We start from the raw sequence: 14,198 nt of genomic DNA, 5'->3' as shown, positions 1-14,198 counted from the left end.
TCAGTTGGTAGAGCACGACCTTGCCAAGGTCGGGGTCGCGAGTTCGAGTCTCGTTTCCCGCTCCAAAATTTGAAAGTGCTTCCACAGCACGGACCACCCAAGCGGGAATAGCTCAGTTGGTAGAGCACGACCTTGCCAAGGTCGGGGTCGCGAGTTCGAGTCTCGTTTCCCGCTCCAAAATTTGAAAGTGCTTCCACAGCACGGACCACCCAAGCGGGAATAGCTCAGTTGGTAGAGCACGACCTTGCCAAGGTCGGGGTCGCGAGTTCGAGTCTCGTTTCCCGCTCCAAATTCTTCTTTATCTATAAAATATCCACAGCGAAAAGATTCACTGGGGACGTTTTCTATTGCATCTGAAATACTCTTGTAAACAGAGTTATCCACAGAAACTGCGCTTTAGCGGAACAGGACCAAAACTTAGCAGGGTGAATAGTATCTTTGTATTCCCTTGTATTTTAAGTATAAATTTTCATTTCAAAATGTTATCGAGATCACTTGATCTTTTCTCAAGCCCAGATAGCGCTTGAGTTTGTAATTTTATTCACAGGCTGTGAATAGTTCAGGCATCCCGCGTAAGCCCTTTCTCTATCACTCTCACCAGACGCTGTTTCTTCGGTAGCTGCACCTCCACCACGCAGGCATTACGCTTCTCGATTTGCTGCGTAATCGCCCATTCTATGTGTTCATCAAGAAGTGGGTGCTCACCTCTGCGGCTTTCAAGCGCCCGGATATTCGCTTCATCCCACGGAGCATTCCCCAGCGCAACGGCAACATTACGCAGCCAGCGCAGATGACCGATGCGGCGAATGGCCGAACCTTCCGTCACTTTCAGGAACCAGGCTTCGGTCCAGGCGAACAGTTCAATGAGCTGCGGCGCATGCAGCGCCTTACGCGGGCTGAAATCCTCTTCATCCGTGAGCTGCGAATAGCGGTTCCACGGGCAAATGAGCTGGCAGTCGTCACAGCCGTAGATCCGGTTTCCGATAAGCGGTCGAAATTCTTCAGGGATCGCCCCTTCCAGTTCGATGGTGAGGTAAGAGATACAGCGTCGTGCATCAACGGTATAGGGCTCAACGATGGCACCCGTCGGACAGATGGTCATGCAGGCCACGCAGCGTCCGCAGCCTTCCTCTACCGGGCCGTCTACCGGCAGCGGTAAATCAATCAGCAGTTCACCCAGGAAGAAGAACGATCCGGCGTCGCGGCTAAGGATAAGTGAGTGCTTACCTGTCCAGCCAAGCCCGGCTTTTTCAGCGATCGGGCGCTCAAGAATGGGCGCAGAGTCGACAAAGGGTCTAAAATTCAGCGAAACACAGTGCTGCTGAATAGTTTCCCCGAGTTTTTTTAAGCGGTTACGCAAGAGCTTATGGTAATCACGCCCCAGGGCGTACCGGCTGACGTAACCCAGAGAGGGGTTTTTTAGCGTGCGCGCAAAGGCCGCGTTGGCGGGCAGGTAGTTCATGCGCACGCTGATGACGCGTAACGTGCCCGGCAAAAGCTCGTGTGGACGGGCGCGCATCATGCCATGACGCGCCATCCATTCCATTTCGCCGTGGTATTGTTTATCCAGCCAGTCCTGCAGTTTCGGCTCGCTGGCGGAGAGGTCGGTATCGGTAATCCCCACTTTCTGGAAGCCGAGCTCAGCACCCCACTGTTTAATTTTTTGCGCTAACTGATTGAGATCGAGGGGCTGTGACATGACGGACCATACGGTGAAGAAAAACCCCGCAAGTATACCACATTCCATCTGGCATGCGGACGCGCTCCGGCATGCCGAAAAAGAGGCTGCGGACAGTCTCGGCATCACCCTTTATGAACTGATGCAGCGCGCAGGAGAGGCGGCGTTTAACGTTGCCGGCGGCGCGTACCCGCAGGCCGTTCACTGGCTGGTGTTATGCGGGCACGGCAATAATGGCGGAGACGGCTACGTCGTTGCCCGTCTTGCGGTTGCAGCAGGTCTGCGCGTTACGTTACTGGCTCTTGAGAGTGATAAGCCGCTGCCGGAGGAGGCCAGCGCGGCGCGAGACGCATGGCTGAATGCAGGCGGTGTGATTCACGCGGCTGATATCGTCTGGCCAGAGGATGTTGATCTGATTGTTGATGGCCTGCTCGGCACCGGCCTGCGCAGCGCGCCTCGCGAGAACATTGCCGCGCTCATTGCACGCGCTAACAGGCATTCCGCGCCGGTGGTCGCGCTGGATATTCCGTCGGGCCTGATTGCACAAACGGGGGCGACGCCGGGCGCGGTAATTCAGGCTGCGCATACGGTAACCTTCATCGCCCTGAAGCCGGGTTTACTGACCGGCAAAGCGCGGGATGTGGTCGGCGCGTTGCACCACGCTGCGCTGGGGCTTGAGAGCTGGCTGGCCGGGCAGGATACGCACCTCGCGCGGTTTGATGCGTCGCAGCTTGCCGAGTGGCTTCCGCCCCGACGTCCGACGTCCCACAAAGGCGATCACGGCAAGCTGGTGATTGTTGGCGGTGACCAGGGCACGGCGGGCGCTATCCGCATGGCCGGTGAAGCGGCATTGCGAAGCGGGGTCGGTTTAGTGCGAGTACTCACTCGCACTGAGAATATTGCGCCTATAATCACCGCCCGACCGGAGCTGATGGTCCATGAGCTTACGCTTCCGACCCTTGAGGAAAGCCTTGAATGGGCGGATGTGGTCGTCATTGGGCCTGGGCTAGGGCAGCAGGCGTGGGGTAAACAGGCCCTGCAAAAGGTCGAGAATTTTCGTAAACCGATGCTGTGGGATGCCGACGCGCTGAACCTTCTGGCAATCAATCCGGATAAGCGTCACAATCGCATTCTGACGCCACACCCCGGCGAAGCCGCGCGGCTGCTTAACTGCAGCGTGGCAGAAATTGAAAGCGATCGCTTACTTTCTGCTCAGCGTCTGGTAAAACGTTACGGAGGTGTTGCTGTTTTGAAAGGGGCAGGAACCGTTGTCGCCAGCGATGAGGCACAGGGCATTATTGATGCCGGAAATGCGGGCATGGCGAGTGGCGGAATGGGCGACGTGCTTTCCGGTGTCATTGGCGCGTTGCTTGGACAGAAACTTCCCCTTTATGATGCAGCCTGTGCGGGCTGCGTGGCCCACGGCGCCGCGGCAGATACACTGGCTGCGCGTTACGGTACACGCGGTATGCTGGCCACCGATCTCTTTTGCACGCTGCGGCGTGTTGTTAACCCGGATGTGATTGACGTAGAAAATGACTAATCGAGCGATTCTTTTACCTGATGAACAAGCCACTTTAGAACTCGGCAAGCGCGTGGCGCAGGCCTGTCAGGGGGCAACCGTCATTTATCTGTATGGTGATTTAGGTGCGGGTAAAACCACCTTCAGCCGGGGTTTTTTGCAGGCGTTAGGGCATAACGGGAATGTGAAAAGCCCAACCTACACGCTGGTAGAACCGTACACCCTTGAAAATCTTATGGTGTACCACTTCGATTTATACCGCCTTGCGGATCCTGAGGAGCTGGAATTTATGGGGATCCGTGATTATTTTGCCAATGATGCCATCTGCCTGGTGGAGTGGCCGCAACAAGGTGCGGGTGTGTTGCCTGACCCGGATGTCGAAATTCACTTAGATTACCAGGCACAAGGGCGTGAGGCACGCATCAGTGCAGTTTCCTCATCAGGCAGTTCCTTACTGGCCCGTCTGGCCGGTTAAGCGTAGGGATGACGGGATGATAAATCGCGTTAAAGGTTGGTTGTTGGCTGCCACGGTGCTGCTGTGCGCGCAGGCCGGGGCCGCAAACCTCTCAGATATTCAGGTATCAAACGGCGAAAGCCAGGCCCGGATCACGTTCAGCTTTATGGGCGATCCTGAATATTCGTTCTCACAGCCAGACAGCCACAGCGTGGCGCTGGATATCAAACAGACGGGCGTGATCCAGGGGCTGCCGCTGCGCTTCAGCGGTAACAACCTGGTGAAAAGCATCCGTTCGGGAACGCCGCAGGATAGCCAGTCGTTACGCCTGGTGGTCGATCTGACCGAAAAGGGTAAAACGAAGGCGGTGAAGCAGCAAAACGGGGCGAACTATACGGTGGTCTTTACGATCAATGCCGACGCGCCTCCACCGCCGCCGGTCGTCGCGAAGCGCGTGGAAGAACCGGTGTATACGCCGCGTCCTTCTGAACCTGCGCGTAATCCGTTTAAATCGCAGAACGATCGCATTACTGCGGCAACCAGCAGCAATACGGTGACGCGTCCGGCGGCCAGCGCGCGACGCGCGACGGTCAGCGGCGACAAGGTGATTATCGCTATTGATGCGGGTCACGGCGGGGAAGATCCGGGGGCGATTGGCCCGGGCGGCACGCGGGAGAAAAACGTCACAATCGCGGTGGCCCGCAAGCTCAGGGCGCTGTTAAACGACGATCCGATGTTTAAAGGCGTGTTAACCCGCGACGGGGATTACTTTATCTCCGTAATGGGACGCTCGGACGTGGCGCGTAAGCAAAACGCAAACTTCCTGGTCTCCATCCATGCGGATGCCGCACCGAATCGTAGCGCGACCGGCGCCTCGGTTTGGGTGCTGTCGAACCGTCGCGCCAACAGCGAAATGGCAAACTGGCTTGAAGAGCATGAGAAACAGTCTGAACTGCTGGGCGGTGCGGGTGATGTGCTGGCTAACAGCCAGTCTGACCCGTATCTCAGCCAGGCGGTGCTGGATTTACAGTTCGGTCATTCCCAGCGCGTCGGGTATGATGTCGCCACTAACGTACTGAACCAGCTGCAGGGCATCGGGGCATTGCACAAGCGCCGTCCGGAGCATGCGAGCCTGGGGGTTCTGCGTTCGCCAGATATTCCATCGATCCTCGTGGAAACGGGTTTTATCAGCAATAACAGCGAAGAGCGTTTGTTGGGCAGCGACAGCTATCAGCAACAAATTGCCGAAGCGATTTATAACGGCTTGCGCAAATATTTTGAGGCGCATCCTCTGCAGTCCGCGCCGCAGGGCGGAGCTGCCCAGACGGCCAGTGCCGCGCTGCCGGGCGAGATGACAGCGACAAACTAAGGAGAATTCATGCCGATTCAGGTTCTACCGCCGCAGCTTGCGAACCAAATCGCCGCCGGCGAGGTGGTGGAACGCCCTGCGTCGGTGGTGAAAGAGCTGGTGGAAAACAGCCTTGATGCGGGCGCGACCCGCATCGATATTGATATCGAACGCGGCGGTGCGAAGCTTATTCGCATCCGCGACAACGGGTGCGGCATTAAAAAAGACGAGCTGGCGCTGGCGCTGGCCCGACACGCCACCAGCAAAATTGCCTCTCTGGATGACCTGGAAGCGATCATTAGCCTCGGTTTTCGCGGTGAAGCGCTGGCCAGTATCAGCTCGGTTTCGCGCTTAACGCTGACCTCCCGCACCGCTGAACAGCAGGAAGCCTGGCAGGCTTACGCCGAAGGGCGCGATATGGATGTGACGGTCAAACCCGCCGCGCATCCTGTCGGTACGACGCTGGAAGTCCTGGATCTGTTCTACAACACTCCCGCCCGACGCAAGTTTATGCGTACCGAAAAAACCGAATTCGGCCATATCGACGAGATCATACGTCGCATCGCGCTGGCGCGTTTCGATGTCACCATTAACCTCAGCCACAACGGCAAGGTGATGCGCCAGTATCGCGCGGTGGCAGAAGGCGGGCAGAAAGAACGCCGTTTGGGGGCAATCTGCGGTACGCCGTTTCTGGAACAGGCGCTGGCCATTGAGTGGCAGCATGGCGATCTGGCGCTGCGCGGGTGGGTGGCTGACCCGAACGCCAGCAGCGCGGCGTTCGCGGAGATTCAGTATTGCTACGTAAACGGACGCATGATGCGCGACCGTCTTATTAACCACGCCATTCGCCAGGCCTGCGAAGACAAGCTCGGGGCCGATCAGCAACCCGCTTTCGTGCTGTATCTGGAGATCGACCCGCATCAGGTGGATGTGAACGTTCATCCCGCCAAGCACGAAGTGCGGTTCCACCAGTCGCGGCTGGTGCATGATTTTATCTATCAGGGCGTGCTGAGCGTGCTGCAACAGCGGGTTGAACCCACGTTGCCGCTGGAAAACGCAGAGCCTGCACCGCGACCGTTCCCGGAAAACCGCGTCGCCGCGGGTCGTAACCATTTTGCTGAGCCTGCCGCCGCGCGTGAGCCGGAAGCCCCGCGTTTCTCCTCGGCAGGGGCCGCACCGCGCCCGACGGGAGCGAACTACCCGAATGCCCAGCCTGGCTATCAAAAGCAGCAGGGGGCGTTGTATCGCAAACTGCTGGAAACGCCGGCCGTGGAGCGTAAAGAATCCATTCCGGTATCGCCGCCGTCGCTGGACGGTCACAGCCAGAGTTTTGGCCGGGTACTAACAATTATTGCGCCGGATATGGCGCTGCTTGAACGTGACGGTAAGTTGATGCTCCTGGCACTGCCGGTCGCTGAACGCTGGCTCAAACAGGTGCAGCTCACACCGGGTGCAAATGCGGCCTGCGCGCAGCCGCTGCTGATCCCGGTTCGTCTGAAGATATCCCCTGAAGAAACAAGGGTATTGCAGCGCGCCGAGCCACAGCTGGCGCAAATGGGTATAGAAATGGTGCTTGAACCACAACATGTGACAATTCGTGCAGTGCCTTTACCCTTACGCCAACAAAATTTACAAAACTTGATTCCTGAACTGATAGGCTACCTGGCGCAGCAAACGTCGTTTGATGCCGCTAACACCGCGCAGTGGATCGCCCGCCATCTGGCAAGCGAACACGCGCCGTGGAGTATGGCACAGGCCATTAGCGTGCTGGCGGAGGTGGAACGCCTCTGCCCGCATCTGGTGAAGACGCCGCCGGGTGGATTATTACAACCTGTTGATTTACAAACGGCGATGAACGCCCTGAAACATGATTGACGTAAGTAAGGCGAGCCTGCCTAAGGCAATTTTTTTAATGGGCCCAACGGCCTCCGGCAAAACGGCGCTAGCCATTGAGTTGCGTAAAGTTTTGCCTGTAGAGTTGATTAGCGTCGACTCCGCCCTCATCTACCGAGGGATGGACATCGGCACGGCGAAGCCTGACGCAGAAGAGCTGCGCGCGGCACCGCACCGTTTGCTGGATATTCTCGACCCGGCTCAGGCCTACTCCGCAGCGGATTTCCGCCGGGATGCCTTAGCCGAGATGGCCGAGATAACGGCGGCGGGACGTATACCGCTGTTGGTTGGCGGAACCATGCTCTATTTCAAGGCGTTGCTGGAGGGGCTTTCTCCTTTGCCATCAGCGGACCCGGAAGTAAGAGCGAAAATTGAGCAGCAGGCGGCAGAGCAGGGTTGGGACGTTTTGCATAAGCAACTGGCGGAGATTGACCCGGTTGCGGCAGCGCGAATCCATCCAAATGATCCGCAAAGGCTTTCCCGGGCACTGGAAGTTTTTTTCATTTCGGGTAAAACTTTAACGGAACTGACGCAAACGTCAGGAGACGCTCTGCCGTATCAGGTGCATCAGTTCGCCATCGCCCCGGCGAGCCGTGAACTGCTCCATCAGCGAATTGAGCAGCGTTTTCATCAGATGTTAGCTTCAGATTTTGAAGCAGAAGTGCGGGCGCTATTTGCCCGTGGAGATTTGCATACGGACATGCCTTCCATTCGTTGTGTGGGATACCGCCAGATGTGGTCGTATCTTGAAGGTGAGATTTCATACGATGAAATGGTTTATCGAGGTGTTTGCGCCACGAGACAGTTAGCGAAGCGCCAGATCACCTGGTTGCGCGGTTGGGAGGGGGTTCACTGGTTAGACAGTGAAAAACCACAACAGGCGTTAAACGAAGTGATTGAGGTTGTTGGTGATATCGCTCACTGAATGTGTACAATTGAGTCGTATCGTGCGCAATTTTTCAGAATCGCAAGGTTCTAAGTACAAAACAAGCATATAAGGAAAAGATAGAATGGCTAAGGGGCAATCTTTACAAGATCCGTTCCTGAACGCATTGCGTCGGGAACGTGTTCCAGTTTCTATTTATTTGGTGAATGGTATTAAGCTGCAAGGTCAGATTGAGTCTTTCGATCAGTTTGTGATCCTGTTGAAAAACACGGTCAGCCAGATGGTTTACAAGCACGCTATTTCTACTGTTGTTCCGTCTCGTCCGGTCTCTCATCACAGCAATAACGCTGGCGGCGGCACTGGTAGTAACTACCATCATGGCAGCAACGCGCAGGGCTCTTCTACGCCAGCGCAGGACAGCGAAGATACCGAGTAAGGTTTCGCGCTGTTATCCACACGGGGAGCCAGCGATCCTGCGTTCCCCGCTGATCTTTTTTGAGGATTATACGCTTGTTTGACCGTTATGATGCCGGTGAGCAGGCGGTGCTGGTACACATCTATTTTTCGCAAGACAAAGATATGGAAGACCTCCAGGAGTTTGAATCTCTGGTCTCTTCCGCCGGTGTCGAAGCAATGCAGGTGATTACCGGTAGCCGTAAAGCGCCGCACCCAAAGTATTTTGTTGGTGAAGGTAAAGCAGTTGAAATTGCGGATGCCGTAAAAGCAACCGGCGCGTCAGTCGTGCTGTTTGACCATGCGCTGTCTCCGGCTCAGGAACGTAACCTGGAACGTCTTTGCGAATGCCGTGTTATCGATCGCACGGGTTTGATTTTAGATATTTTTGCTCAGCGTGCACGTACCCACGAAGGTAAGCTGCAGGTTGAGCTGGCGCAGTTGCGCCATCTGGCGACGCGGCTTGTGCGTGGCTGGACCCACCTTGAAAGACAGAAAGGCGGGATTGGTTTGCGCGGTCCGGGTGAGACCCAGCTCGAAACCGACCGTCGTTTGCTGCGTGGCCGTATTACCCAGATCCTCTCACGTCTGGAACGCGTTGAGAAACAGCGTGAGCAAGGGCGCCGCGCGCGCTCAAAAGCCGACATCCCGACGGTGTCGCTGGTGGGGTATACCAACGCCGGTAAGTCCACCCTGTTTAACCAGATTACTGAGGCCCAGGTGTATGCCGCAGACCAGCTGTTTGCGACCCTGGACCCAACGCTGCGTCGTATCGACGTTGCGGACGTCGGCGAGACGGTGCTGGCGGATACCGTAGGGTTTATCCGCCATCTGCCGCACGACCTGGTCGCGGCGTTTAAAGCGACCCTGCAGGAGACGCGACAGGCGACCCTGCTGGTACACGTGATTGACGCTGCAGACGTCCGCGTGCAGGAGAACATCGACGCGGTAAACGTGGTGCTCGAAGAGATCGACGCCCACGAGATCCCAACTCTGTTGGTGATGAACAAGATCGATATGCTGGAGGATTTCGAGCCGCGTATCGACCGAGATGAAGAGAACAAACCGATTCGGGTCTGGCTTTCTGCCCAGACCGGTATTGGTGTGCCACTGCTTTTCCAGGCTTTGACAGAACGTCTTTCCGGTGAGGTAGCCCAGCACACGCTGCGATTGCCGCCACAGGAAGGCAGGCTGCGCAGCCGGTTTTATCAGCTTCAGGCGATAGAAAAAGAGTGGATGGAGGATGACGGCAGCGTGGGGATGCAGGTGCGTATGCCGATCGTTGACTGGCGTCGCCTCTGTAAACAAGAACCTGCGCTGGTCGACTATATCGTCTGATCAGAAAGGGGATGCCTGAATAATTCGCCCTTGCATAACAAATATGGAGCATATACATGGCGTGGAATCAGCCCGGTAATAACGGACAGGACCGCGACCCGTGGGGAAGCAGCAATAATCAAGGCGGCAACTCTGGGGGAAATGGCAACAAAGGTGGTCGCGAGCAGGGGCCGCCGGATCTGGATGATATCTTCCGCAAGCTAAGCAAGAAGCTTGGTGGTCTTGGCGGAGGTAAAGGCTCTGGCTCAGGTGGAAATTCCACCCAGGGGCCGCGCCCGCAAATGGGTGGCCGCGTGGTGGGCATTGTTGCCGCTGCCGTAGTAATCATCTGGGCTGCTACCGGGTTCTACACCATTAAAGAAGCGGAACGCGGCGTCGTTACGCGTTTTGGTAAGTTCAGCCATCTGGTTGAGCCGGGCCTGAACTGGAAGCCGACCTTCATTGACGACGTGACCGCGGTAAACGTGGAATCTGTCCGTGAACTGGCGGCATCGGGTGTGATGCTGACGTCTGATGAGAACGTGGTGCGCGTTGAGATGAACGTGCAGTACCGCGTCACCGATCCTGAACGTTATCTGTTTAGCGTGACCAGCGCCGATGACAGTCTGCGCCAGGCGACCGATAGCGCCCTGCGCGGGGTAATCGGCAAGTACACCATGGACCGTATTCTGACCGAAGGTCGTACCGTTATTCGTAGCGATACCCAGCGTGAGCTGGAAGAGACCATTCGTCCGTACAACATGGGTATCACTCTGCTGGACGTTAACTTCCAGGCCGCTCGTCCGCCGGAAGAGGTGAAAGCCGCGTTTGATGACGCGATTGCTGCCCGTGAAAACGAACAGCAGTACATCCGTGAAGCGGAAGCGTACACCAACGAAGTTCAGCCGCGTGCTAACGGTCAGGCGCAGCGTATTCTTGAAGAAGCGCGCGCGTACAAGACCCAGACCATCCTGGAAGCCCAGGGTGAAGTGGCGCGTTTCGCGAAGATCCTGCCGGAATATAAAGCGGCTCCGGAAATTACCCGCGAGCGTCTCTATATCGAGACCATGGAAAAAGTGCTCAGCCACACGCGTAAAGTGCTGGTTAACGACAGCAAAGGCGGAAACCTGATGGTCCTGCCGCTGGACCAGATGCTGAAGGGCGGTTCTGCACCGGCTGCGAAAGACACCAGCGGTGCGAATAACCTGCTGCGTCTGCCACCAGCCTCTTCAGGCAGCGCCAGCGCGAACACAACGCCTTCTTCGAACGATGGTGACATTATGGACCAACGCCGTGCTAACGCGCAGCGTAACGACTACCAGCGTCAGGGGGAATAAGGATGCGTAAGTCAGTTATTGCGATCATCGTCATCGTACTGGTCGTGCTGTATACCTCGATCTTTGTGGTTAAAGAAGGCGAGCGTGGGATCAAATTCCAGTTCAGCAGCGTCGTCCGTGACGGTGACAAGCGGCCGGTGATTTATGAGCCGGGTCTGCACTTCAAGGTGCCGTTCATTCAGTCGGTGAAAACGCTCGATGCGCGTATCCAGACGATGGATAACCAGGCCGACCGTTTCGTAACGAAAGAGAAGAAAGACCTGATCGTTGATTCCTATATCAAATGGCGCATCAGTGATTTCAGCCGTTACTTCCTGGCGACAGGCGGCGGCGACGTTTCTCAGGCGGAAGTGCTGTTGAAACGTAAGTTCTCTGACCGTCTGCGCTCTGAGATTGGTCGTCTGGATGTGAAAGATATCGTCACCGACTCCCGCGGTCGTCTGACGCTGGAAGTGCGTGATGCGCTGAACTCCGGTACAGCGGGCACGGAAGATGAAGTCTCAACGCCGGCTGCAGATGATGCGATTGCCAAAGCGGCAGAACGCGTTCAGGCTGAAACCAACGGCAAAGTGCCGGTGATCAACCCGAACAGTATGGCCGCGCTGGGTATCGAAGTGGTTGACGTGCGTATCAAGCAGATCAACCTGCCGGTGGAAGTGTCCGAGGCGATTTACAACCGTATGCGCGCCGAGCGTGAAGCGGTAGCCCGTCGTCACCGTTCACAGGGTCAGGAAGAGGCTGAGAAGCTGCGTGCCGCAGCGGATTACGAAGTCACCAAGACGCTGGCAGAATCTGAGCGTCAGGGCCGTATTCTGCGCGGTGAAGGTGATGCGGAAGCCGCGAAGCTGTTCGCTGATGCCTTCAGCCAGGATCCCGACTTCTACGCCTTTATCCGTAGCCTGCGCGCCTATGAGAATAGCTTCCAGAGCAACCAGGATGTGATGGTGCTCAGCCCGGACAGCGATTTCTTCCGTTATATGAAGACGCCGACTAACGCAACGCGATAAACTCAGGCTCGTTTGAGTATTCAAACCACCGCTCCCAACGGAGCGGTGGTTTTCTTTTATAAGGATTAAAAATGAATTCAACGATCTGGCTGGCACTGGCGCTCGTTTTAGTCCTGGAAGGACTGGGTCCGATGCTTTATCCGCGCGCGTGGCGTCGTATGATCGCCACAATGAGCCAACTTCCGGATAATATTTTGCGTCGTTTTGGCGGCGGTCTTGTGGTTGCTGGCATCGTTATCTACTACATGTTGAGGAAAACGATTGGCTGATCAAAAAGTGGTCGGATTTGGCGTACTTTGAGGTCAAAAAGTGCTGTATATCTGAAAAAGCGATGGTAGAATCCATTTTTAAGCAAACGGTGATTTTGAAAAAAATGGGTAACAACGTCGTCGTACTGGGCACCCAATGGGGTGACGAAGGTAAAGGGAAGATTGTTGATCTTCTGACTGAACGGGCTAAATATGTTGTACGCTACCAGGGCGGTCACAACGCAGGCCATACTCTCGTAATCAACGGTGAAAAAACCGTCCTCCATCTGATTCCATCAGGCATTCTTCGCGAAAACGTCACCAGCATCATCGGTAACGGCGTTGTGCTGTCTCCAGCTGCGCTGATGAAAGAGATGAAAGGTCTGGAAGACCGTGGTATCCCTGTTCGTGAGCGTCTGCTGCTCTCTGAAGCCTGCCCGCTGATCCTGGATTATCACGTGGCGCTGGACGTTGCGCGTGAAAAAGCACGCGGCGCGAAAGCGATCGGTACCACCGGTCGTGGTATCGGCCCGGCTTATGAAGATAAAGTTGCACGTCGCGGTCTGCGCGTGGGTGACCTCTTCGACAAAGCAACTTTTGCTGAAAAACTGAAAGAAGTGATGGAATATCACAACTTCCAGCTGGTGAATTTCTACAAAGCTGACGCTGTTGACTACCAGAAAGTGCTGGATGACGTCATGGCGATTGCAGACATTCTGACCGGTATGGTTGTTGATGTATCCGATCTGCTGGACCAGGCGCGCAAGCGTGGCGATTTCGTCATGTTTGAAGGTGCGCAGGGTACGCTGCTGGACATCGACCACGGTACCTATCCGTACGTAACCTCTTCTAACACCACCGCAGGTGGCGTGGCGACCGGCTCTGGCCTGGGTCCACGCTATGTGAACTACGTTCTGGGCATCATCAAAGCGTACTCCACTCGCGTGGGTGCGGGTCCATTCCCGACCGAGCTGTTTGATGAAACCGGCGAGTTCCTGTGCAAGCAGGGTAACGAGTTTGGCGCGACCACCGGTCGTCGTCGTCGTACCGGCTGGCTGGATGCGGTTGCCGTGCGTCGTGCAGTGCAGATTAACTCCCTGTCTGGCTTCTGCCTGACCAAGCTGGACGTACTGGACGGCCTGAAAGAAGTGAAAATCTGCGTAGGCTACCGTATGCCAGATGGCCGCGAAGTGACCACCACTCCGCTGGCAGCTGACGACTGGGAAGGCATCGAGCCAATCTACGAAACCATGCCGGGCTGGTCTGAGACCACCTTCGGTGTGAAAGAGCGTAGCGGCCTGCCTCAGGCGGCGCTGGATTACATCAAGCGCATTGAAGAACTGACCGAAGTGCCGATCGACATTATCTCAACCGGCCCGGATCGTACTGAAACGATGATCCTGCGCGACCCGTTCGACGCATAATCTTCGTGAATGCTGGCCTGCGGGGTGACCCGTAGGCCGGATAAGCGTAGCGCCATCCGGCGACCGCTCCTGGATCTCCGCTTTTTCGCCCCGTCTGTCAAATAAATTAGCCGCCAACTATCTGGCTGGTTTATCATCATTAATGAATATCTCTGCGGTTTGTCCGCGATTTCCCTTTTTCCTGAGGTTGATGTGCAGTTAACAAGTTTCACCGATTACGGCTTACGTGCGCTGATCTACATGGCGTCGTTACCCGATGGGAAAATGACCAGTATCTCTGAAGTGACAGAGGTCTACGGCGTATCCCGTAATCATATGGTCAAAATAATCAATCAACTTAGCCGTGCCGGATACGTTGCTGCCGTCCGCGGGAAGAATGGTGGGATCCGTCTCGGTAAACCGGCACAGAGTATTCGTGTTGGCGATGTGGTACGTGAACTGGAACCGCTATCTCTGGTGAACTGCAGCAGCGAGTTCTGCCACATTACGCCCGCTTGTCGCCTGAAACAGGCGCTTTCTAAGGCCGTGCAAAGTTTTCTCATGGAACTGGATAACTACACGCTGGCCGATTTGGTTGAAGAGAATCAACCGCTTTATAAATTATTGCTGGTGGAATGAAGAAAATTTCCAC

General features: G+C 55.9%; 13 protein-coding genes and 2 tRNA genes. 14 read left to right on the top strand and 1 reads right to left on the bottom strand.

Features of this window, described 5'->3' with window-relative positions:
* Positions 1-101 precede the first annotated feature (101 nt).
* Positions 102-177, top strand: a tRNA-Gly gene (locus AC3WOK_RS15665).
* A 36-nt stretch (positions 178-213) separates the two neighbouring features.
* A tRNA-Gly gene (locus tag AC3WOK_RS15660) sits at positions 214-289 on the top strand.
* Between the two features lie 270 nt (positions 290-559).
* Here AC3WOK_RS15660 and queG read toward each other — a convergent pair.
* Positions 560-1,699 carry a tRNA epoxyqueuosine(34) reductase QueG gene (queG, locus tag AC3WOK_RS15655; RefSeq protein WP_492354789.1) on the bottom strand — a complete coding sequence of 380 codons (1,140 nt, stop codon included), beginning with the start codon at positions 1,697-1,699 and terminating at the stop codon, positions 560-562.
* Between queG and nnr the strand changes: the two genes are divergently transcribed.
* The 12 genes from nnr to nsrR all read left to right on the top strand — a co-directional run bounded on the left by nnr (position 1,698) and on the right by nsrR (position 14,185).
* Entirely contained in the window at positions 1,698-3,221 is a 1,524-nt protein-coding gene (nnr, locus tag AC3WOK_RS15650; protein ID WP_492354788.1) for a bifunctional ADP-dependent NAD(P)H-hydrate dehydratase/NAD(P)H-hydrate epimerase, read from the top strand. The genes queG and nnr overlap by 2 nt on opposite strands.
* Entirely contained in the window at positions 3,214-3,675 is a 462-nt protein-coding gene (gene tsaE, locus AC3WOK_RS15645) for a tRNA (adenosine(37)-N6)-threonylcarbamoyltransferase complex ATPase subunit type 1 TsaE (protein ID WP_047346117.1), read from the top strand. Before nnr ends, tsaE begins: the two co-directional genes overlap by 8 nt.
* 16 nt (positions 3,676-3,691) lie before the next feature.
* Entirely contained in the window at positions 3,692-5,023 is a 1,332-nt protein-coding gene (gene amiB, locus AC3WOK_RS15640; protein WP_492354787.1) for an N-acetylmuramoyl-L-alanine amidase AmiB, read from the top strand.
* 9 nt (positions 5,024-5,032) lie between these two features.
* A complete protein-coding gene (gene mutL / locus AC3WOK_RS15635; RefSeq protein ID WP_492354786.1) occupies positions 5,033-6,877 on the top strand; it encodes a DNA mismatch repair endonuclease MutL in 1,845 nt (614 codons plus the stop codon).
* On the top strand, positions 6,870-7,820 hold the full coding sequence (miaA, locus tag AC3WOK_RS15630; RefSeq protein ID WP_059311858.1) for a tRNA (adenosine(37)-N6)-dimethylallyltransferase MiaA: 951 nt from the start codon (positions 6,870-6,872) through the stop codon (positions 7,818-7,820). Before mutL ends, miaA begins: the two co-directional genes overlap by 8 nt.
* 85 nt (positions 7,821-7,905) lie before the next feature.
* Complete coding sequence (gene hfq / locus AC3WOK_RS15625) at positions 7,906-8,217, top strand: RNA chaperone Hfq (RefSeq protein WP_047346121.1); 312 nt, start codon at positions 7,906-7,908, stop codon at positions 8,215-8,217.
* 74 nt (positions 8,218-8,291) lie between these two features.
* Positions 8,292-9,572, top strand: coding sequence for a ribosome rescue GTPase HflX (gene hflX / locus AC3WOK_RS15620; RefSeq protein WP_063430455.1), 1,281 nt, complete (start codon positions 8,292-8,294; stop codon positions 9,570-9,572).
* 56 nt (positions 9,573-9,628) lie between these two features.
* Positions 9,629-10,888, top strand: coding sequence for an FtsH protease activity modulator HflK (hflK, locus tag AC3WOK_RS15615; RefSeq protein WP_047346123.1), 1,260 nt, complete (start codon positions 9,629-9,631; stop codon positions 10,886-10,888).
* Between the two features lie 2 nt (positions 10,889-10,890).
* Positions 10,891-11,895 (top strand): protease modulator HflC, encoded by a 1,005-nt coding sequence (gene hflC, locus AC3WOK_RS15610; RefSeq protein ID WP_059311860.1) that lies wholly within the window; start codon positions 10,891-10,893, stop codon positions 11,893-11,895.
* Positions 11,896-11,966: 71 nt separating this feature from the next.
* Positions 11,967-12,164 (top strand): DUF2065 domain-containing protein, encoded by a 198-nt coding sequence (locus AC3WOK_RS15605; RefSeq protein ID WP_003855996.1) that lies wholly within the window; start codon positions 11,967-11,969, stop codon positions 12,162-12,164.
* Between the two features lie 104 nt (positions 12,165-12,268).
* Positions 12,269-13,567, top strand: coding sequence for an adenylosuccinate synthase (locus tag AC3WOK_RS15600; protein WP_047346433.1), 1,299 nt, complete (start codon positions 12,269-12,271; stop codon positions 13,565-13,567).
* Between the two features lie 192 nt (positions 13,568-13,759).
* Complete coding sequence (gene nsrR / locus AC3WOK_RS15595; RefSeq protein ID WP_010427492.1) at positions 13,760-14,185, top strand: nitric oxide-sensing transcriptional repressor NsrR; 426 nt, start codon at positions 13,760-13,762, stop codon at positions 14,183-14,185.
* Positions 14,186-14,198: the final 13 nt, after the last annotated feature.

The sequence above is a fragment of the Enterobacter sp. FW301-JW81 genome (genome assembly GCF_058788735.1).
This window is presented reverse-complemented; position numbering and strand designations above follow the sequence as displayed.